Below are 21139 nucleotides of genomic sequence, written 5' to 3' on the forward strand. Positions count from 1 at the left end.
TCTTTTGAGCAAGAAACGAGCTATGCCGTATAGCAATCTATACAAATAGCGAGTGACGTAGCGAAATGAGCATTTTGACGAACCCTTCGGGCAGCGTTTATTGGCAATTTATTCAGCGTCAGTGATTACTCATTGACAGCCAGTCAACTTCATAACCACTTCCTTGCCTAAATCACCAATAAATTGCTGCAAAAACACACAGCAAAGAGCAACAAGCTCTAGGTCAAGACTGGGTCAATCCTGATAGGGAAAGATAGGTTTGAATTAGTTGTGGCTGGCCTCCAAAGCGTAAAAGGTCACTTGGGCGTAATCCGTAAGCCTTGGGTCATCACTGGCGTAATCAGCAAAATCTTTTTCTAGTTTGTCCTGAATATAAACCCCGGCTTTGAAATACATGTACTGATCTGCCGCGTCATAACCGCTGCCATTCATACTGATGGACTGAGTGATGGTGTCTTTGCCATCTCGCAAGATGCTGACGCTTAGGACATTGCCGACAACATGGATTTCGTAGCTGAACTTCTCATTGAGGGCGATGCCATCGACTGGATTGGCGGCATCAGAATCTTTTGAGCCAATTAGCTCAAACCATAAATCGGAACGATCAATCGGCTCGTGGGCGAAGTAAATTGAGCCTTTGTCATTGCCCGGCAGTTTGCGGTAGTAGAGTCGAATGGGCTCATCATCATCGGCATGGATCTGGCCAATCACCACGCGGCCAACGCGATAGTCGCTGCCGGCTTCAACCGTCTCGGTAACATGGTTCACCGCTAAGGTCGCTTTCAACACGCCATCAACACCGCCGGCGGCAATTTGCGCAGCGCTTGGCGCCGAGCTAAAGACCCAGTTGTTTTGATTGACGCCTTGAGTGCGAATGCTGGTGTCGCCAGCGCGCAACATGCCACGCAACTCGACGCGAGTGTAGGTGGTATTGGTTGATGTTTTATAACCGTAAATAGGGCAGACAAAGGTCATGCCGCCGTCGGCTGCGGTATAAAAATAGTTGTTGTCCTGATAGCCAGCATTTAGCTCGGCTTCATAAATGCTATCGGATTTGCCATTGCCATCGGTGTCGGTCGGTACGCTCAGATACCAGCGGCTTAAATCGAAGTTGCCCGATGGCGGCAAGCTCGAGTCGAGCAGTACCGACGTCAACGGCGCAGATGGCGTGCCATCTGGCGTAGTGACTGTTTGGCCCGGTTGCTCCGATGGCGGAGTCGGGGTCTCCGGGAGCTGTAATTCTTGGGTGACCGAATGAGTCGCGCCGCAATCGGATACTGCAATTTCAAGCAAGCTGTTCCAGTTGTTGTCAGCTGCTGAATTACCATGACCGGTTAGGCGGATGTAACGACCATCGGCATTGCTCACGGGCCATGTCTCAAAGCCGATGACACCAAGGGTTGATTGGTATTCATCGCCGATTAATTGCCAGCTCTGGCCATCGAGCGAATATTCCAGATCGAAGTAGGATGCTCGCTCATCTGCCTTGTACCACGCGGTGTGGATTTGGCGAATATCAAAGGCTTCGCCCAAATCAACGATCAGCCACTTGCCATCGCCCTCAGACGACCAGCGGGAACCATCACTCAAGTCGCCATCAATGGCATCTGACGGCGAATGGCCATCGTGACTGCCATCATCGTAGGCGGCCACCAATGTGGTTGCTGTTGGCGAGGTGCAAACTTCCGGCTCCGCAGGTGGTGTCACCGGCGTTGCCGGATTCGACGGCGCTGAACTACCTCCGCCGCCGCCACAAGCCGTAACAAGGGGCAAGGTTGAAAATGCAATAAGGAACGCTGAGCGAAATGGATTCATGGGAACTGCAAGTGGTCGACAAAGGTTATTTATTGGTATGTTAATTCGTCATGACTATTTTGTATTTGTGTATGACCAATTTGTTTGCTCGGGGTTTTGTTTTTTGCTGGGTGCCAGTCATGGCAACAGCAAAGATCGCGGTGTTAAAATCGGCATAACTTCGTCGAACAATCACGATTTGAACTGATTTAGATCTTAGATTTAGATTTCTACTTGGAACAGATCGGCAAATTTCGTGTCACAAGGCAACAATCTTGGTACCATCCCGCCGCTGTGATGCCAGTATGCGAAATTGCTCGCGCCTTGGTATTCACTTAACGTGATTCATTTAGAGAATAAGTCCGCCCTTTTGGTCAATACCTTGGGGATTGATTGGCGGAAAGATTTGAAAAGGCAAAGTACAAATAATGTCACAACAAAACCTGACCCCACAGGGGCAAGCACCAATGAAAGCTGAACAAGCTTGGGCACTCATGCAAGTCGCACAAGGCAACACTCTGCCGCGTGGCAAGGTCTTTGACGCTTATCGTCAGGCTGATGTGAACCTGGAAGTGAAAGCTGCTGCTGAACCTAAGCCGGCTGCAGTCGTAGCGCCAGCTGAAAGCAAGCCTGCAGCGACAGCTGATGTTACTGCTGCAGCGGCGGCGCCTGCGGGCCTATCCGACGCGCAAGCAAAAGCACTGGCGGAATTACAAGCCGCTGGCGACTGGGTTGATGCGAAAGAGCTAAGCGCTCGCAAGAACACCCTAGATGCGCTGGTGAAAAAAGAACTGGCGGAAAGCCAAGAGCAAGATGGCGCGGTTGCTTATAAAGCAAAGTAAGCCATGTGCTTAAAAGCGAATAGAAAACGGCCAGCTGGCCGTTTTTTTTTTGGGACTTTCACGCAAGCAAAGATTTTTATCTTTATGATTTGAAACACGATTTAGCATCGACTAATGTGCTTATATCGACCTACATAAATCTTCATTCTCACTTTCCATACCAAGGACTGGTTCGAAAGTAGCTCTTTAGCTCTCCTACCTCCTTGTTCTTGCTGGAAAAATTAGGAATGAATCGTTAAAGATTTGAATTGCGAATTTCGGACTTAGTGTGAATTCGCAGTAATAACACTGTTATGAATTTAAGGAAGCATCGTGCAAATATCAGAACTCTTGCAATTGTCATTTTGGATTGACGAAAATATTAAAACTACTCAGATTCCTCAGAAGTACCAAGCTCTTCAAACTGGCATTCAGCAAAATGTTAACGCCAGAAATAATCAGCCTAAACAACCATTTGAAGCTCAAAAAAATGCGATTATTGATGCAATTAAGGTAGTGGATACTAGTGGGTTAACATACCAACAAGAGGATGTGCTTTCTCTCTTAAATATTACACAAAATATTGGTGATGAAGGAATTGATCGAATAGAAAGTATTTTGTATAAAAATTCTCTTGATGTAGCTACTGCAGCAGCTGAAATTGCTAAAATATCTCAGGAAATAAACACGGCAGTTCAAAAATCAGATCAAATAAAAGCCGCATTAAAGCCACTAATAACTACCAACGATGAAGGTGAACTAGAAAAAGGAAGTGTGGTTATGCGTGTGCATTTTCAAAACGAAGCCGGCATGGATAATGTTACAGACTTCAAAAAATTAGGTAATTCTTGGTGGGAGATTGGACGTGGTATTGCAATGGCTCATGATAGTGCTCCTGAAGATATAAAAGTAGTTGGTGCTAGTAAAGGGTCTATAGTGATTGAATTGGCGGTAGCGGCTGCAATAGCTACTACTGCGAGCACTATTATTTTATCTGCTCTTAAAGTAGCTGACCGAGTGTTAACAATTCGAAAAAAAGTAGAAGAAATTAAGTCCCTAAAATTAAATAATAAAAAATTAGAAAGTGACTTAGCAAAAGAAGCTGATAAAGAGAAAAAAGAGGGTTTAGATAAAATAACTAAAGAGATATCCGTAAAGTTAAATATAGACGCTAATGGTGACGGGGAAAAAGTTAAAGTGCTAGAGAAGTCAGTTAAAAATCTAATCGAATTTGTTGAAAAAGGTGGCGAAGTAGACTTTTTTACTGATGAAGAAAATAAAGATGAACCAGAAACAAAAGTATTGAAGAAAAATTTTGATGAGATTAAAAAGTTAGAAAAACGAGTTTTGATGCTTGAGAGTAAAAATCCATAACAAGTAACTGTGGTCGTTCATTAGAGCCAAATGATGAATAATCTTCTGTATCACGCAGGTCCAGCCGATCCAACTCTGATCTTAAATCATATCCGGTTCAGTCTTGGCAAATACGTGTTAGCATTTGCCATCGCGAAGAAGTTGAGATGGTTAAACAATGAATACGCTAGCTGCATTAAACAAAGGTTGGATTTTCTGGCTCGATCGAGCGGGGATCTATGCGCTGCCGTTAGGCGGCATTACCACCATGTTTCTGGTGCCAACTCAGGGGCTTTCATGGTCGTTTTGTTTGAGCATTGTGGTTGGCGTGAGTTTGACCTGTGCCATTGCTCATCACCTTTGTCTGTATCATTTGGTGAAATGCCCTGAGTGTGGCTGGAACCTGACCAAATTCAAAGATGGCAAGCGGATCCAACCGAAATATGTCTACAACGCCTTTCGGGCTGGGCGCCCCTGCCTCAAATGTGGGTGGGAGCCGGGTAAGCCAGCAGCGCCAGACCAGTAGTAGCACATTCAACCAGCATATTCATAAGGCGGCTCATTGAGTCGCCTTTTTCTTTACCAAGCAATTGCTTCCCATGTTTTTTTAGCGTCTCGAAGCCGATAATAGACTCAAGTACTAATACGAATAATTAATGTTCTTCTGGATAAATACGCAAGTGGTTACTAACCTTTACTCGGTTTAGGCTGTTTAGCGAGCAACGCTGAAAGGCCTATTTTCAACACTTATTATTGCTAATCATCGCTGTGTTAGCTTGCTGCTTTGTGGCTCAGTTAGACACGCAAGTTGACGGCACCAATTCGGTACATGTACCGCAAGGATGCTGCCACTATGCCAACTATTCCTATCCAGATTGTTCAAGCTGATGTCCTGTCCGGAGGCCGCTACGGCATTGTCAGTGGCCGACTCACTGGCCGCGTTCGGGCCGGAGTGGATGTCACCGCTGCCGTATGTCACGGTATTCAGCTTGGCATTGATGCTCAGGCGATGGCTAATGCCAACGCCACACTTAATTTACTGATCGTCGGCGGCCGCGCGCAGGGGCAGTTAGAGGCTGAAGCGGGCGTCAAGGCGGTGGCTCGATTGGAGCCCAATCCGTTCCAAACTCTTGGTTTAAGTCTTGAAGGCGGCGCCTATGCCTATGCCGCTGCCGCCGGTAGTCTGGCGGTGTATTTTACCGCTGAGCATGTGTCGCGATTTGCCAACGAGCAGCTGACGCCCTTAGCGGCGGATCTGCTGCTAATTTTTGCTGAAGAATTGCGTGTGGAGGTTGGCGTCTTTGGCAAGGTGGCGGCGTCGGCAGCGGCTGATGGTTATCTCAACGCCATTCTTGATATCAATAATATTTCTGCCGGTTTTGAAATTTCCTGTGGTTTTAATTTCGGTTTAGGTGCTGGCGGCGGCGCTGATGCTTATGCCGATGCCGGTTTCAACGACTTGCGGCGGGCAGTTTCGCGCTCTAGTTATCGCGTCAGCCAAGCGCTCGTTGAGCAAATCCGCACGCTCAATCATCCCAGTGCTGCTTATTTGGCGTATGCCTTTGATTTTTGCTTTCCGTTGCTCACCATGACGGCATATGACATTGGCAATAAAGCTCATGAACGAAAGGCGTTGCTGCAACCTCAACACATCGCGCCGATTATCACCAACAACCTTATTGAAAGTTTGCAGCGCAGTGCGTTGCAAGGGCTGATTGATAGCGCCATTGATTGGTTAAAAAACGAAGTTACGCGCCTCTATTACCGATTGTCTGGGGTTGATTTGGTAGAAGCAGATCTCGCTGATATTGAATCGAATATCGACGATTTATTGCAGGCGCTAGCGGCTGGTGAACAAAGTCTTCATCAGATCAACACCGTCATTGTGGCATTCAGCAACATTATCGATCGGCTGGATGGTGAGTTATTGACGCCCTTTAAACGGCCGTTAACGCTATTTTGGTGTGCGTCGGTACTATCAATGCGCGCGAGCAAGTTGCTCGACGGTTTCTATGCGGAGCTTTCCGGCCACTCAACTGCAGTTGGTGAAGTTGATATGGGACTGAGCGGCTCACAGCTGCCGGATGCGCCTGATTTTGTGCCAGCTGAAATTGAGCAAACCTTGTCGTCAACGGGATCTGCGCCGTTAGCGCAATCGCTCAATTCGGTCGACGTTTCTCTAGCCGTTGATTACCTCGTTGCTATCGGCGTTGCGCCACTATTGCAGCGCCATGCGCCGCAATTTGAGTTATTTCGGTTGCAGCTCGAGCAAACCTTTCATTTATCCGCAGGCGATGTGCTGGAAGATTTAATTCGCAGCATTAGTTCGCCGCAAACGCGCTTTGAGCAACTGAACAGCTATCAGAGTTTCCGTCAGTTGGTGCAACAACAATTGCTTGAGGAGTTGATTATTGGCGAATTGCTGCCGAGTTTGAAACAGCATTTGGCTCAGCACCAATTAGATGAACTGATTTTGTATTTGGACGAAGTCGTAGAGCCGAGCTTAACTTTGGTTAACGATTTTCTGTTCAGTAAGTTAGATGAGCTGCTGATCACATCTGATGGGGCAAAGCCAAGTTCAATTCGCTTGCAACTGGCCAATGATATTACCGCCGGTAGCGGCGTTGTGATTTATCGCATTTTAGCCCGTAACATGGTCTATTTTGACCGCATCTTCAGCGACTTCTTCATTGATGAAGGCTACGCCAGCTTGAATCAGTTAACACAGTTAGTCAGTGATGATGAGCAGCCGTTTTTTCTCCATTGCCAGAATGTGCTGCAGCAAAACTTGCCGGGGCGGCCCGATCTCTCGCGCCACAGTGCTGCTGTCCGTGAATTATTGTTGGCCATCACTTCGACCCTCGCAATGCAGTTGGGGCCAAGTGTCATGACTACGGCGAGGCGGGCTGAGTTGTATGAATTGAAGCGCGATGTATTGCTGTCAATGGCAGGACAAATCGATAACAACTCGCCACTCGTTGTTGATCAGTTGATTGCCGATATTCAAAACTGCTTACATTTACCCAATTTACCCAAAGCCCAGCGGCTTACTGAGTTGTTGGTTGAGATCCAACTCGATGCCGTGCGGATTGCGGCGCAACACCTAGCGCCAGCGTTAGCTGAATTTTATTTGGCACTGACGTTGGACGCGCTACAGCAAACCAGACGCTCGCTGAACTCGTTCATCCAACAGCTCGCTACAATAGCCAATCAACTAATTGAACGGATCGCTCAGTTAACCGATCGATTGCGAACAACCATCGAGCGTGAACTCAACCAATTAACTAATTTAATTCGTCTTCAAACCACTCGGATCCAGCTGCAGATCGCATCGAATTGGGCCCAGAATCTACGCCTCGCCATTCGTCTAGAAGCAGAGCAAATTGTGCTCGACAATATTGACGATGAGGCGGCCCAAGCAGCCGCTTTAGCGGCTTTTTATGTTGGCGATTGGCTTATTATCGGGCCGATCTTGGATGCGGTTGTTGACTATATTCAGCCGCTTCTGGTCAACATCATTGACCGCCTCGATAACTTCGCCAGCGCCGCAGGAGACAGCGCGCAAGCCTTGCTTGATTGGCAGGCGCAGGTGGAGGCACAGGTGTTGGCGCTATTATCGGGAATCGTCACCCTATCGGCAGAGCGAGCGCGGGATATTGTCATGGACTACGTCTTCCCTGAGACATTAATGGATGACATCCAAACCTATTTGACCCAATTGCGTCAGTTGCGGCGGCTACAACAAGAGCAAGCGCTTGCCCAAGCAGAGCTTTCGCTGATCGAAGCGCAGCAACAGCAGGCCGTGAGTGATCTCAACGCCCATCAATTCGATGACCAGTTCAATGTCGAGATAGTGCAACCGGCATCGACCTTTGAGCGCGTTTATCCCGCTTCGCTAACGGTGGTGATTCGGGTAAGCGGCAGCAATTGGCTGCAATTGACGGTTGCCGAATCAAGCCGAATTCAGCTGCGATTAAATGGCCAGCCGTTGCCGGTAGATGCTCAGGATTGGCAATTTGTCAGCGCTACCAATCAATATCAGTTGAGTTGGCAATCGGCTGATGGCCACGAGTTTGTGCAGGGCATGAATGTGCTTGAAGTCAGCTGGATCACCGGCCCGCTGAGCACCGATCATCAGCGCAAAACCGCGCTATTTAGCGTCGATCTTGAGCAGTATGTTAATCCCAGTGACTGGCACATAGAGATTGATGCTAACCCACCGGGAAGAGATGTGGACCAAGAGTACGCGATGCTTCGTTGGCATGGCGAGCAGCCAACTGACTTGCATCATTGGCAAATCCAAGACCTAGCCAGACACAAGTACGTGTTCCCTGAGTTGACCCTCAACCCCGGGCAGGCGGTGCAAATATTTACCGGCGGATCGCCGGCAGATGATCACATTGCCTCTGACAGTGAATTGCAGCGGCTTCACATGGGGCGCCGAGCGGCGATATGGAATAACGAGGGCGATACCCTGTTACTCATCAACGCCAGCGGTACGCAAGTGGCCTCTTTTAGTTATCCCGTAGCCACTGCCAACTTGGAGTCTGTGTCATGAGCAATCCAATTATCATCAATCATAACGCGCTAATCGAAGAGTTAGAGCAAGCCTTTGCCATGCTGTTGCAACAAATCAGAATGCGCGCGACAGGCCGCAAGTTGCCAGAACAACTTCACTTCACTTTTTTGCTGGCCAACTTTCCTGTGGGATCGAGTGAGCTACCCGAAGCGAGTTTGGCGAGTATTGAACATTTTTGTCATCGAGTGATGTCCGATCGGGCATTGAGCATTGATAGTTTGATTGGTCATGCTAGTCAAACCGGCCCTGAAGCCACCAATGCACAGCTGGCCAGTCAGCGGGCCCAAGCGGTGCGGCATCAGCTGCAGCTTTACGGCATTTATCCTCCGCCGGTGATTGTTGCTGAGGGTTCGACCATTCCGATTGAGCAAGCGCCGGGGCAAGAATTAGGCATTAATCGGAGTGTTGAGCTCAATTGCTGGTACGACTTTAGCGTCTACCGATTCGGATCGTTTGACGATCCTGAGCCAGAAAAAGTTAGGCGGCTGGTCGATATCTGGGATCGCAAACCGCAAAACATACCTGACCAAGAGTTGGAAACCATATTTACCGACTTTCGTGAAGAAGACATGAGTCGGTTTGAAAACAGCCAACACCGCCTGTTTATCATTGCTAGCATTGTTAATCTGGCGCTAGAGCGCGGTATTCGGCGAGCGCCCAATCAGTCGTTGCAGCAAATCCTTGAATGGGGCCATCAGGGCATTCAGTTGGATTTGCGAGAAGCAAGCGCAACCCATGAAAACAACAAAAGTTGTGCGTTATTGCGCGATGCAGAGCGAATTGTTGAAGTGGCAAAATACACAGTAAAAAGCCGCTTTGATGGCTTTGGTACGGCGATCGTCGTCGCGCCAACGTACGACGCGTTGAAGTCACACGCATGGTCTTACTATGATTTGACCAAGGAAGTGGACTCTTGGTGGGTGGGTGATGAGGCTGCTGAAGGAAGCACCTTCTTGCTCGACTATATGGCGACCACTGATAGTTTGCCGAGTCGGCCAGGCGGTTTGCTGTATGTATTTTTAGGGGCTTACTACGGTGAGCGGCTCAATCAAAATGAGGCGTTTATGCCGTTTGAAATTCTTGAGTCCGATTTACAAGCGGCGCGACAAGCTGGGCTTAGCGTTGATGGCTAGAGCCTTGGCTCGGTCGTCATATTGGTCATAACATGAGTGTCATAAAAAAGGCGACTCAATGAGTCGCCTTGGTTTATTCAAACAGCTACTTACAGTGCTTTTAGCTGCTCAATTTGAGTTTCCAGCTTGGCCATATCACGCTTCGCTTCGGCCAGCTTTTCTTTCTCTTTGGCGACAACCGCTTCTGGTGCTTTAGCAACAAAACCTTGATTGCTGAGCTTGCCTTCAATGCGGGCGGCATCTTTCGCCATTTTCTCAAGCTGCTTGCTGATCCGAGCAATTTCCGCTTCGGCATCAATCAGGCCTGCCATTGGGATCATCACTTCCATATCGCCAACCAACTGAGTAGTCGACATGGGCAGTTCGGCATCGGCCGCTGGGATCTCAATGTACTCAACATTAGCCATCGCTTTTAGGAAGGTTTGGTTTTCGTCCAAACGACGCTGAGCATCGGCATCGACATTGCGTAGCAAGCAAGTCAGCCCTTTGCTTGGGGAAATTCCTAGCTCGCCACGGACGTTACGGACCGCAACGACAAATTTCTTCACCCATTCCAAGTCGTGAACGGATAGCTCATCGACTTTGCTGTCATCAAAGCTTGGGTAGGCTTCGAGCATCACCGAGTCGGCATCATTGCCAACCAGCACTTTTACTTGTTGCCAGATTTCTTCAGTGATAAACGGCATCAGTGGGTGCATCAAACGAAGCAGTTGCTCCAATACAGAAACCAGCGTGTGGCGTGTGCCGCGCAGTTCAGCTTCAGAGCCTGATTGCAGTGCCGGCTTGGTCAGCTCCAAGTACCAGTCACAGAATTGGTTCCAGGTGAATTCATACAAAGCGTTAGCCGCCATGTCGAATCGGTAACCATCGAGCGCTTCTCGGACATCTTTCACGGTTTGGTTAAAGCGGCCAATGATCCAGCGATCGGCCAAGCTCAATACCATTTCTTTATCGGCGTCAGCAGCAAAGCCGCAATCTTGCTCTTGGGTATTCATCAGCACGTAGCGGCTGGCGTTCCACAGCTTGTTGCAGAAGTTGCGGTAGCCCTCAAGGCGCGACATATCCCAGTTGATGTCACGGCCGGTTGAGGCCATCGCCGCTAGGGTAAAGCGCAGGGCGTCGGTGCCGTGGGCTTCAATGCCATTGGCAAACGCTTTGCGAGTGTTCTTTTCAATCTTGGCGGCAAGCTTAGGCTGCATCATGTTGCCAGTGCGTTTTTGTACCAAGCTTTCCAAATCAATGCCGTCGACCATATCGAGCGGATCGAGCACGTTCCCTTTTGACTTCGACATCTTGTCGCCGTTTTCATCACGGATCAGACCGGTGACATAAACGGTTTTGAATGGCACTTGCGGCTTGCCATCTTCATCTTTCATGAAGTGCATGGTCATCATGATCATGCGAGCTACCCAGAAGAAGATGATGTCGAAGCCCGTCACCAAACAAGACGTTGGGTGGAAGGTTTTCAGCGCGTCAGTATTCTCTGGCCAACCTAGCGTTGAGAAGGTCCACAATGCTGAGCTGAACCAGGTGTCCAGTACATCATCGTCTTGGCGCAGGGCAACATCGGCAGCCAAACCGTTGTCGGCACGAACTTCTTCTTCGCTGCGGCCAACATAAACGTTGCCGTTGTCGTCATACCAAGCCGGAATGCGGTGACCCCACCACAGCTGACGGGAAATACACCAATCTTGGATGTCACGCATCCACGAGAAGTACATGTTCTCGTATTGCTTTGGCACAAACTCAATGTCGCCGTTTTCAACCGCTTCAACCGCAGGCTTAGCCAGCACATCGGCACGCACATACCATTGATCGGTCAGCATGGGCTCAATCACCACGCCACCACGGTCGCCATAAGGCACAGTCAGTTCGTGATCTTTGATTTCTTCCAGTAAGCCCAGCTCTTCGAATTTAGCAACAACCGCTTTGCGTGCAGCGAATCTGTCCATGCCCGCGTATTCTGCTGGCAGCTCAGTGCTGTAGGCGTCAGATGCTTCACCTTTGGTGTTGAATACTTCCGCTTCAGCGCGGATGGCAGCGTCAATGGTGAGAATGTTGATCATCGGTAACTGATGGCGCTTACCGACTTCATAGTCATTGAAGTCGTGGGCTGGGGTGATCTTCACACAGCCGGTGCCTTTCTCCATATCGGCGTGGTCATCGCCAACGATTGGAATGCGACGGCCAACCAGTGGCAATTCAATGAATTTGCCAATGAGGTCTTTGTAGCGCGGATCTTCTGGATTCACCGCCACACCGGTGTCGCCGAGCATGGTTTCCGGACGAGTGGTAGCAACCACGATGTAGTCTTTACCATCGGCGGTTTTGACGCCGTCAGCCAGCGGATAACGGAAGTGCCACATGTGGCCTTTCTTGTCTTTGTTTTCCACTTCCAGATCGGAGATCGCCGTGTGCAGTTTTGGATCCCAGTTGACCAAACGCTTGCCGCGGTAAATCAAATCTTCTTTGTACAAACGAACGAATACTTCGAGAACAGCTTTCGATAAGCCTTCATCCATGGTGAAGCGCTCGCGCTCCCAATCGACCGATGCGCCCAAACGACGCAGCTGCTTGGTGATGGTGCCGCCGCTTTCGCCTTTCCATTCCCAGACTTTTTCTAAGAACGCTTCGCGGCCGTAGTCGTGCTTGGTCTTCTCTTCTTCGGCGGCGATCTTGCGCTCAACCACCATTTGGGTAGCAATACCCGCGTGGTCGGTACCCACTTGCCACAAGGTGTTTTTGCCTTGCATGCGCTGGTAGCGGATCAGGGTGTCCATGATGGTGTCTTGGAAAGCGTGGCCCATGTGCAGGCTGCCAGTGACGTTTGGCGGCGGGATCATGATGCAGTAGCTGTCTTTGCTGGTGTCACCATGTGGCTTGAAGTAGCCCTTTTGTTCCCATGCCTGATACATGGCGCGCTCAACCGCGTTTGGATTGAAAGTTTTTTCCATGACGTCGTTCTTAAAGTAACTCGTTGTAAATTAGTTGAATGCAGGTAACTGCTGCTCTGACCCTGTGGTTGGTGCTAAGCCGTAGCTCTGATACAAGCGGTAGCGATCGCGCGCTTGCTGTTTCAGATCGGGTTCTGTTGGCACCAGGTCAAGAATGTGGCGGCATTTTACAGTATTCGACGGCCCTTTGGCAGAAAGATTAATCAGCAGCGGCACAAAATTTGTCGGCTCGCTGGTGCTGATCATCACAGGTGCGCCATAACGAGGTGCAAACTGGCTTTGTGCGTGCGCTACAAACTGCTCAAGTGGCGCGGCAAATAACTGATCATCAATCAGTTCTGCTTGCTCTTGGCTGTCGACCAAAACATGCAGTTTTAAACCGCGTTGTTGATAGTTGGCGCAGAGTTTGGCGGCCAAAATGAAGTGTTCGGCCAAAGCAAAAGGAGCAGACCCTTCGGTCTGCTCCTCATTATTGGCTTGGTCCATCAGGACAAAATGGGCACTTGCGGCCATTTATTCCTCGGTTTGCGAAGCGCGAGTCAGTAAGAACTGAGTCAGCATTGGCACTGGACGGCCGGTTGAGCCTTTGTTCTTACCCGAGCGCCATGCAGTGCCAGCAATGTCCAAGTGAGCCCAGTGGAACTTCTTGGTAAAGCGGCTTAAGAAACAACCCGCAGTAATGGTACCGGCAGCTTTTCCGCCGATGTTGGCCATGTCAGCAAATGGGCTGTCGAGCTGTTCTTGGTAGTCTTCCCACAATGGTAAACGCCAAGCGCGGTCGCCACTTTGATTCGAGGCGTTTTCCAGCTCATGGGCCAGTGGGTTGTGGTTACTCAGCAAACCGGTGGCGTGAGAACCCAAGGCAATTACACAAGCGCCAGTTAGGGTTGCCACGTCAATCACGCACTCTGGCTCAAAACGCTCCGCGTAGGTTAGGGCGTCACACAAGACCAAGCGGCCTTCGGCATCGGTGTTGAGTACTTCAACGGTTTGGCCGGACATGGTGGTCAGGACATCACCTGGGCGATAAGCGCGGCCATCTGGCATGTTTTCACAGCCGGCCAAAATACCAATCACGTTAATTGGCAAATTCAACTCAGCCAATGCTTTCATGGTGCCGTAAACACCAGCTGCACCGCCCATGTCGAACTTCATTTCATCCATGCCAGCGCCTGGCTTGAGTGAAATACCGCCGGAGTCGAAAGTCAGGCCCTTGCCGATCAATACGATTGGCGCGACGTCGTCATCAGCACCACGATAGTGGATCACTGACATCATGGATTCGTTCTCGCTACCACGACCAACCGCTAAGTAACTGGTCATGCCGAGTTTTTCCATCTGCGACTCGCCAATCACTTCGGTGGTGACATTGTCGTAGTCTTTGCCTAATTGCTTGGCTTGTTCGGCCAGATAGGCTGGGTTGCAAATGTTCGGTGGCATGTTGGCCACGTCTTTACAAACCAGTACACCTTCGGCCACGGCCAAACCATGAGCAATGGCTTTTTCGCCTGCAGGCAGGTCACGGCGGGTTGGCACGTTAAAAGTGATTTTGCGCAGCGGACGGCGGGTTTCGCCTTTCTTGGTTTTTAACTGATCAAATGCGTACAGAGAATCTTGGGTGGTTTCAACTGCTTGGCGAACTTTCCAATAAGTGTCACGGCCTTTGACATGCAGCTCAGACAGAAAACAGACCGCTTCCATTGAGCCCGTTTCATTCAAGGTGCTGATGGTCTTGGCGATGATTTGCTTGTATTGGCGCTCATCCAGCTCGCGTTCTTTGCCACACCCAACCAGTAATACTCGCTCACTGAGAATATTCGGTACTTGGTGCAACAACAGCATCTGTCCCGGCTTGCCTTCCAAATCACCGCGACGCAGTAAGTTGGACAGGTAACCGCCACTGATTTTGTCGAGCTGTTCAGCTACTGGCGTAAGCCGTCTTGGGTCAAAAACGCCAACAACGATGCAAGCGCTACGTTGTTTTTCAGGGCTGCCACTTTTTACACTGAACTCCATGGATGCTCCTATTATATAAAGACTTATAATTCTATTTGTTGGATAATCAGCGCCTGCTGTTTGGTGCAATCGCTGTGTCGGTAAAGAAAAGTATTCTTTTTGAGCTTTTCTATAGATAATGCGTGTTAAGCAGGCTTACTAGCAAATATTAGTAAAAACCTGAGGTTTGTCGCAAATCATAGTCTCAGGCATTAAAAATGACACATTTATCAGTCAGGAACAAACCTTGATTGTATTTCGCTTTTTACTCATTGAAGTTTTGAAGTCCACGCTCGCTGTATTCAGCGTGCTGATGGTGGTTTTTATAAGCCGCGAACTGGTCTCTATTCTGGCAGATGCCTCTGAAGGCAAAATTGCTGGTGCCATACTGTTTCAATTGCTAAGCCTTAATGTTCCTGCGCTGGCGACAATGATCCTGCCTCTCAGCCTGTTTTTGGGCATTTTGATGGCCCTCGGTCGAATGTACGTACAAAGCGAGATGGTGGTTCTGTTAGCGACGGGGGTCAGCGAGTGGTATGTAACCCGCGTCACACTTATCCTTGCCGCGGTGATCACGATCGTTACCGCATTTTTAACTCTTTATTTAGTGCCAGTCAGTAAAGAACGCGAGTTACAACTGTTAGAGCAAGCTGAGGCTGATACCAATGTTCAGGCGTTGGTAGAAGGTCGTTTTCGCCAAAGTAAAGACGGCAATACCGTGATTTTTGTGGAAAATATTAGCAAGCGCGGTAATCAGCTCGATAAAGTCTTTGTTGCTCAAATGGCCGATGGCTGGAGTGCCGATAAACGTGGCAGCTTGGTTTTAGCCGAAAAAGGCGTGTTAAAAGAGCAACCAGATGGCTCGGTCAATTTAGAGCTGAGCAATGGCGAGCGATATGAAGGTTCGCCAAGCCAGCAAGATTATAATCGCGTCACCTTTGATACTTATGTGATTGACGCCAAAGCGCAAATTTCTGAGCGTAAGCGCCGCAAACTCGATGCGGTACCAACCACTGAATTGTATAACAGCGATGATCCAGAACGTGTTGCCGAATTCCACTGGCGCATTGCATTACCCTTGGCCATTCCGATTTTGACGTTACTGGCGGTGCCGCTGTCAGTGGTGAATCCGCGCCAAGGCGCGTTTGCCAAAATGTTACCCGCGATCTTGCTTTATTTGGCCTATTTCATCTTTTTGATGGCGGGGCGCAAGGCGCTGCAAAGCGAGGCGATTCCGAGTTGGCTGGGCTTGTGGTGGGTGCATTTAATTGGCTTGACGCTTGCGGTGAGCTTGCTCCTTAATAGCCGCGAAACGGGGGCTAAGTTTAAGCGTAAATTACTGGCCTGGAGGCGTGCTTGATGTATTCGATTATCGACCGTCACATTGGCCGAACGTTACTTGGCACCACCAGTTTAGTGTTGCTGGTGCTGGTTGGATTGTCCTCGCTAATCCGCTTTGTTCAGCAGCTCAAGCACGTCGGTAAAGGCGATTATGACATCGTCGATGCGGTTATTTTTATGTTGTTTTCGGCGCCGCGCGATATTGAGATATTCTTCCCAGTTTGTGCCCTGATGGGGGCGTTGGTGGGGTTGGGTATGCTGGCATCTCACAGTGAATTGGTGGTGATGCAATCCTCTGGCCTGAGTAAATTAAACATCTCGGGCTCGGTGTTGAAAACAGCGATTCCGTTGGCTTTGTTGATGATGGTCATCGGCGAGTGGGGCGTGCCAGCCAGTGAGCGATTTGCCCGCGAGTTAAAATCAGCTGCGATTTCTGGCGGTAGCATTTTGTCGAGCAAGTCAGGAACTTGGGCCAAAGATGGCGATAGCTTTGTCTATATCGGTTCGGTGCTTGATGCCGATGAACTGCACGCGGTGACACAATATCATTTCGATGAGGACAATCGTCTGCAGGAAGTGTTTCATTTCCGAGAAGCACATTACACCGGCAAAGGCTGGCAGGTGAGCGAAGTCCATCATACGCGCTTTACCGACAACCAAATTTCCACCGACTTTGCCGAGCAATCTCAATGGAATAGTACGCTAACGCCAAACAAACTGAGTGTGGTGTCGATTAAGCCCGATGCGCTGCCGATTGGTGGCTTGATGGATTATGTCGATTACCTCAAAGCAGGGCGTCAGGACTCAACCCTTTATGAACTGACCATGTGGCGCAAAATTTTGAAGCCGCTGGCCGTTGCCACCATGATGCTGTTGGCCCTGTCTTTCATTTTCGGGCCACTCCGAACGGTCACCATGGGGGCTCGGATTGTTCTCGGTGTGATTGCCGGCTTCGCGTTTCATTTGGCTGATCAGCTGTTTGGGCCGCTGTCCGTGGTGTTTGCGGTACCGCCATTGATCTCGGCGGCGCTACCTTCTCTGCTGTTCCTCGGTTTTGCCATTTACCTGCTAAGGCGCAGTTAACCGCAACTATTTCTGCTTAGGGTGGCGCAATTAGCGCCGCTTGAGCGGTCCATTTTCGCCTTTGGGCAGCGTTACGACGATTGAATCCGACAGTCGATCTTGCAGCGCTCGCTTGTTCTGCCAGTCCGCCAATATCAACAGATTGCCCAAACCGCCAAGCGCAAAACACACTCTCACCACCGCCTGGCGCGGGTGAATCGGCGTACCATCGTCATTTTGAATTCGCAGTCGCCAGGCTTTCATCCCCAGCGTTTGGCCGCCATGGGTCCAGAACCACATGAAGAAAATCGCTACTGCTGATGCTAAAAACAGCAAATGCGCTGAGCGATAGGTGGCTAGGAAGCCCACTAAACCTTCTTTGTATTGCTCTAAATTAAGGGCGTCACTTTGGGCAATGATGATCAGCGCCACACTCAATAACAGGTGAGCGATGACCACGATTGAGGCGGCGAGCAGTAAATCGTAAATCAAGGCGGCAAAACGACGAATAAAGCTGGCTGGTGGGTAGTTAACTGACATGACGCGCTACTTGCTACTGGCAAAAACAAAGGCGCCATTGTAACAGCCATTATCGTGACTATGTAATAGCAATCGAAGCTGACCTCGTTCAACTCACTGGGTTGTCTGAACCGCTGAAAATGTCGACGGTAAGCCATCAGCCTGAGCAACAAATAATCACTTGAGGCAAGGATTGTAATCAGAACGACATTTTTTTCAGTTTAGGGCTTGCCAGCCTCAAAACTAACGATATAATGGCGCCCACCTTGATTGAGGTGGCGCTGAAAAAAGCGCGAAAGCAATCATGCCAGAGTGATGAAATTGGTAGACATGACGGATTCAAAATCCGTTGCCTTCACGGGCGTGGCGGTTCAAGTCCGCCCTCTGGTACCATTATTCCTAAGCCCTGCTCATTTGAGCGGGGCTTTTTTGTTTGATCTTCCCGTAATCGGTCTTATCAAAGCCACTTGATCAGCCCCTAAAAATAGTTGATAAGACCTCTATTGCAGTGCCAATAACTGTGCTAAATAGGAGTGCCCGTTTTATTAATCTGGGGTCGCTCAAACCGTCAGTCCTAATGCCATTGATGTGCGTAAGCATCACCCCGCCTTGAAAGGACTGATTGTGTTATCAACCCTGTTTGTCACAGACAATGAGCTGCTGCTGGCAGAGCCAAGCGTCAACTGTATAAGCTTCCTTGAGTATTTGAATGAGTACCCGAAGGCGAAAGGCCCCAAAGTACGCATCATTAATCTTTGCGACTCGGGTCGCTACCTGAGCAATGGTTACTATTGTTCGCTCCTAGCAGAAGCGCGGGCACACCCTGTGCTACCCAGTGTTCGAGTGATCAATTCGTTGCGAGAAAGTGGCACCAGCTTGCTGCTTAATAGCATTCCTGTCGCCAAAAAAGTATGGCCAGCAGCTCAGCCACATGCACTGTTACTTTGCATGGGCGTATGCCAGCAGGCCATTCATCAAAAATTAGCCAACTGGCTCTATCAGCAGTTTCCTGCGCCGTTATTGCTGATCGAATTTCAGCACATAAATGGTGAGCAAAGACTCACCGTCAGTCGCGTTTCGATCGACCAACTTGATGACAGCCAGCGACAATTTTGCATCGAACAGCTCAAACTGTTTGCCAGTAAAGCTTGGCGTACCAAAGCAGATAAAAAGAGATATCGCTGGGAGCTGGCTATTCTGACCAACCCTGATGAAAAAGTGCCGCCGAGCAACAAAAGCGCGATTAGCCGCTTTATTCGGGCGGCAGAAAAGCACGGTATTCGAGCTGTCGAAATTGGCCCCGATGATTTGACCACGTTGCCGCAGTATGACGCGCTATTTATCCGCGAAACCACAGCTATCGATCACCACACCTACCGGTTTGCCAACGAGGCAGAAAAGGCCGGATTGGTGGTCATTGATGATCCAAGCTCGATCCTACGCTGCTGTAACAAGGTGTATCTGCACGATGCGTTTACTTATCGCAACGTACCGAGTTTAAGGACTTTTATTCTTGCCGATAATTCCGCCAGCAGCTTGGACAAGGTGGAACATTCGCTGGGCTATCCCATGGTGCTCAAGATCCCCGAGAGTGCCTTTTCAAAAGGCGTATTCAAAGTGAGTGATCGGGCTGAATTGGAGGCCGCTGCGACTTCTTTACTCGCTGATTCGGCGTTGTTTATTGCGCAGGAGTATCTATATACCGAGTTTGACTGGCGCATTGGCGTGCTCAATGGGCGTGCTATTTACGCTTGTCGTTATTACATGGCCAAGAATCACTGGCAGATCTACAACCATAGCTCGAAGCGTAATTTCAGTGGCGGATTTGATGCGCTGCCGACCTTTGAAGTGCCCTCTGGCGTGCTCCAAGCGGCATTGAAGGCGGCCGCCACGGTTGGAAATGGGCTTTATGGAATTGATATTAAAGAAGTTGATGGCCGAGCTTATGTGCTTGAAGTGAATGACAACCCAAGTCTTGAACATGGCGTGGAGGATGCCTACCTCGGCGAAGAATTATATATGCAGGTGATGGCCGAGTTTCTTCGCCGCCTTGAAATACGGGGATTGAGCTAAGCGCTTTGCATGACTCAGGTACAGCACAGATGAAAACTAATGTCGCAATAAATTATTCGATACGCTCAGCGCAGCAGGCCGATTTGTCACAACTGATGGCCATTGAGCAACAGTGCTTTGCATCCGACCGACTCAGTCTTCGAAGCTTCAAGCATCACCTGCGCTCTGAGCACAGTGAGTTGCTGGTGGCGATAAGCGCTGATGCAGCTGTGGTCGGCTACATTCTTTGTTTGCTGCATAAAGGCACTCGCCTCGCTCGACTCTATTCGCTAGCGATATCACCGGCAGTGCGGGGCGCTGCGATTGGTAAATTGTTGCTTGAAGCCGGCGAAAAGGCGGCAGCGAGTCACGGTAAGATCTTTATGCGGCTCGAAGTGGCGAAGTCAAATAGCGCGGCCATTTCACTCTATCAACGGCAGGGCTACAGAGGGTTTGGCGAGTATTTTGATTACTACCAAGACCATCAGGATGCCCTGCGGATGCAGAAAACGATTTGGCATAAACCCATCGATCTGCAGCATTTAGAAGCGCCTTGGTATCAGCAAACAACCGATTTCACTTGTGGCCCCGCGGCGTTGATGATGGCGATGTCGGCATTGGACAAGCGCTGGCAATGTCAGCAAACGCTGGAGCTGCAGTTGTGGCGCGAGTCAACCACCATTTTTATGACCTCTGGGCTGGGCGGCACGCATCCCTTTGGTCTTGCGCTTGCGGCCAAGCAGCGTGGCTTTGAGGCTCAGGTTCATGTTAATTCACAGCAACCGCTGTTTATTGATGGTGTCCGAGCGAGTCATAAAAAAGAGGTGATGACACTGGTTCATGAGCAGTTTCGGCAACACTGCAGCAATAACGATTTGGCGATTCACTATCGTGAGGTGAGCCAAACGGATGTCGCCAACTGGCTGGCCGCACAATGTGCGGTACTCATGCTAATCAGCACCTATCGGCTGGATGGCGCTAAAGCGCCCCACTGGGTGTTAATTACCGGTATCGATGAGCGCTTTTTATATGTTCATGATTCCGATGTGGATGATAAATGGCAACAGCCAATTGACTGCCAACACATGCCGATTTGCCGAGGCGATTTTGAAAAAATGTCGCAGTTTGGGACTAGCAAACTGCGGTGTGCGATTGTATTGAAAACGGCTGCTGTACGAGTTTTATAGGCGAGTGATGGGCTTAGGAGCCCTCACTTGCCTTAGTCAGCGGATGCTTGTTGGGATATCAGTTGTCGCTGTTGAGTCGACGATTCAAAGTGCTTGGTAGAGATAGCTCGATTGAATCCCAAGTGGAATGCCGGGCCCCAATAGATCAACAAAAAGATGCTTAAGAGCTTAATAGTGCTGATGAAGCTTCATATTCCACCGGACTAATAGCGTTCAATCTTCCAGCTAGCCTGTCCGAAAATGTCTGTAGGTTGTCCGTTTTGGTCAATATCTGTTAATAGGATGTGGCTATATTGTATCCATATTTAACCATGCCTCATTACCCAAATTAAAAGGCTAAACAATCTGG

The 21139-nt window shown here is 49.5% G+C and carries 14 protein-coding genes and 1 tRNA gene; 10 read left to right on the forward strand and 5 right to left on the reverse strand.

The window, feature by feature from the left end; translation table 11 throughout:
• Positions 1-264 precede the first annotated feature (264 nt).
• On the reverse strand, positions 265-1815 hold the full coding sequence (locus IC617_RS06675; RefSeq protein ID WP_191144214.1) for a polysaccharide lyase family 7 protein: 1551 nt from the start codon (positions 1813-1815) through the stop codon (positions 265-267).
• A gap of 407 nt (positions 1816-2222) precedes the next feature.
• Here IC617_RS06675 and IC617_RS06680 point away from each other — a divergent pair, with 407 nt between their 5' ends.
• The 5 genes from IC617_RS06680 to IC617_RS06700 all read left to right on the forward strand — a co-directional run bounded on the left by IC617_RS06680 (position 2223) and on the right by IC617_RS06700 (position 9680).
• On the forward strand, positions 2223-2636 hold the full coding sequence (locus tag IC617_RS06680; RefSeq protein ID WP_191144215.1) for a hypothetical protein: 414 nt from the start codon (positions 2223-2225) through the stop codon (positions 2634-2636).
• A gap of 312 nt (positions 2637-2948) precedes the next feature.
• A complete protein-coding gene (locus tag IC617_RS06685) occupies positions 2949-3989 on the forward strand; it encodes a hypothetical protein (protein WP_191144216.1) in 1041 nt (346 codons plus the stop codon).
• 157 nt (positions 3990-4146) lie between these two features.
• A complete protein-coding gene (locus IC617_RS06690) occupies positions 4147-4494 on the forward strand; it encodes a hypothetical protein (RefSeq protein WP_191144217.1) in 348 nt (115 codons plus the stop codon).
• Between the two features lie 327 nt (positions 4495-4821).
• Positions 4822-8526, forward strand: a complete 3705-nt coding sequence (locus IC617_RS06695) for a lamin tail domain-containing protein (protein WP_191144218.1) — start codon at positions 4822-4824, stop codon at positions 8524-8526.
• Positions 8523-9680, forward strand: a complete 1158-nt coding sequence (locus IC617_RS06700; protein WP_191144219.1) for an OmpA family protein — start codon at positions 8523-8525, stop codon at positions 9678-9680. Before IC617_RS06695 ends, IC617_RS06700 begins: the two co-directional genes overlap by 4 nt.
• A gap of 89 nt (positions 9681-9769) precedes the next feature.
• Here IC617_RS06700 and IC617_RS06705 read toward each other — a convergent pair whose 3' ends face one another.
• The 3 genes from IC617_RS06705 to pepA are packed head-to-tail and all read right to left on the reverse strand — an operon-like array spanning position 9770 to position 14650.
• A complete protein-coding gene (locus IC617_RS06705; protein ID WP_191144220.1) occupies positions 9770-12634 on the reverse strand; it encodes a valine--tRNA ligase in 2865 nt (954 codons plus the stop codon).
• 30 nt (positions 12635-12664) lie between these two features.
• Positions 12665-13147, reverse strand: coding sequence for a DNA polymerase III subunit chi (locus IC617_RS06710; RefSeq protein WP_191144221.1), 483 nt, complete (start codon positions 13145-13147; stop codon positions 12665-12667).
• Positions 13148-14650: a leucyl aminopeptidase gene (pepA, locus tag IC617_RS06715; RefSeq protein WP_191144222.1), complete on the reverse strand. Its 1503-nt coding sequence runs from the start codon at positions 14648-14650 to the stop codon at positions 13148-13150.
• A gap of 226 nt (positions 14651-14876) precedes the next feature.
• Here pepA and lptF point away from each other — a divergent pair, with 226 nt between their 5' ends.
• Together lptF and lptG are read left to right on the forward strand one after the other, a co-directional pair.
• On the forward strand, positions 14877-15989 hold the full coding sequence (gene lptF, locus IC617_RS06720; RefSeq protein ID WP_191144223.1) for an LPS export ABC transporter permease LptF: 1113 nt from the start codon (positions 14877-14879) through the stop codon (positions 15987-15989).
• Positions 15989-17053 (forward strand): LPS export ABC transporter permease LptG, encoded by a 1065-nt coding sequence (gene lptG, locus IC617_RS06725; protein ID WP_191144224.1) that lies wholly within the window; start codon positions 15989-15991, stop codon positions 17051-17053. The genes lptF and lptG overlap by 1 nt, the downstream gene beginning before the upstream one ends.
• Before the next feature lie 30 nt (positions 17054-17083).
• Here the strand turns inward: lptG and IC617_RS06730 are convergent, their stop codons facing one another.
• Complete coding sequence (locus tag IC617_RS06730; protein WP_191144225.1) at positions 17084-17572, reverse strand: RDD family protein; 489 nt, start codon at positions 17570-17572, stop codon at positions 17084-17086.
• Positions 17573-17857: 285 nt separating this feature from the next.
• On the opposite strand from IC617_RS06730, the gene IC617_RS06735 reads away from it, so the two are divergent.
• From IC617_RS06735 to IC617_RS06745, 3 genes are all read left to right on the forward strand, one after another.
• A tRNA-Leu gene (locus tag IC617_RS06735) sits at positions 17858-17944 on the forward strand.
• 231 nt (positions 17945-18175) lie between these two features.
• Complete coding sequence (locus tag IC617_RS06740) at positions 18176-19624, forward strand: RimK family ATP-grasp domain-containing protein (RefSeq protein ID WP_191144306.1); 1449 nt, start codon at positions 18176-18178, stop codon at positions 19622-19624.
• Between the two features lie 29 nt (positions 19625-19653).
• On the forward strand, positions 19654-20790 hold the full coding sequence (locus tag IC617_RS06745) for a GNAT family N-acetyltransferase/peptidase C39 family protein (protein ID WP_191144226.1): 1137 nt from the start codon (positions 19654-19656) through the stop codon (positions 20788-20790).
• Positions 20791-21139: the final 349 nt, after the last annotated feature.

Origin of the sequence: Neiella litorisoli, from assembly GCF_014773395.1 — a bacterium.
GTDB classification, from domain to species: domain Bacteria; phylum Pseudomonadota; class Gammaproteobacteria; order Enterobacterales; family Neiellaceae; genus Neiella; species Neiella litorisoli.

Bases quoted from the DNA above. Each gene is read 5' to 3' on its own strand.
- IC617_RS06690 (WP_191144217.1), top strand. From the start codon at position 4,147: ATGAATACGCTAGCTGCATTAAACAAAGGTTGGATTTTCTGGCTCGAT.
- IC617_RS06705 (WP_191144220.1), bottom strand. From the start codon at position 12,634: ATGGAAAAAACTTTCAATCCAAACGCGGTTGAGCGCGCCATGTATCAG.
- IC617_RS06680 (WP_191144215.1), top strand. From the start codon at position 2,223: ATGTCACAACAAAACCTGACCCCACAGGGGCAAGCACCAATGAAAGCT.
- IC617_RS06730 (WP_191144225.1), bottom strand. From the start codon at position 17,572: ATGTCAGTTAACTACCCACCAGCCAGCTTTATTCGTCGTTTTGCCGCC.
- lptG (WP_191144224.1), top strand. From the start codon at position 15,989: ATGTATTCGATTATCGACCGTCACATTGGCCGAACGTTACTTGGCACC.
- IC617_RS06675 (WP_191144214.1), bottom strand. From the start codon at position 1,815: ATGAATCCATTTCGCTCAGCGTTCCTTATTGCATTTTCAACCTTGCCC.
- pepA (WP_191144222.1), bottom strand. From the start codon at position 14,650: ATGGAGTTCAGTGTAAAAAGTGGCAGCCCTGAAAAACAACGTAGCGCT.
- IC617_RS06710 (WP_191144221.1), bottom strand. From the start codon at position 13,147: ATGGCCGCAAGTGCCCATTTTGTCCTGATGGACCAAGCCAATAATGAG.
- IC617_RS06700 (WP_191144219.1), top strand. From the start codon at position 8,523: ATGAGCAATCCAATTATCATCAATCATAACGCGCTAATCGAAGAGTTA.
- IC617_RS06695 (WP_191144218.1), top strand. From the start codon at position 4,822: ATGCCAACTATTCCTATCCAGATTGTTCAAGCTGATGTCCTGTCCGGA.
- IC617_RS06745 (WP_191144226.1), top strand. From the start codon at position 19,654: ATGAAAACTAATGTCGCAATAAATTATTCGATACGCTCAGCGCAGCAG.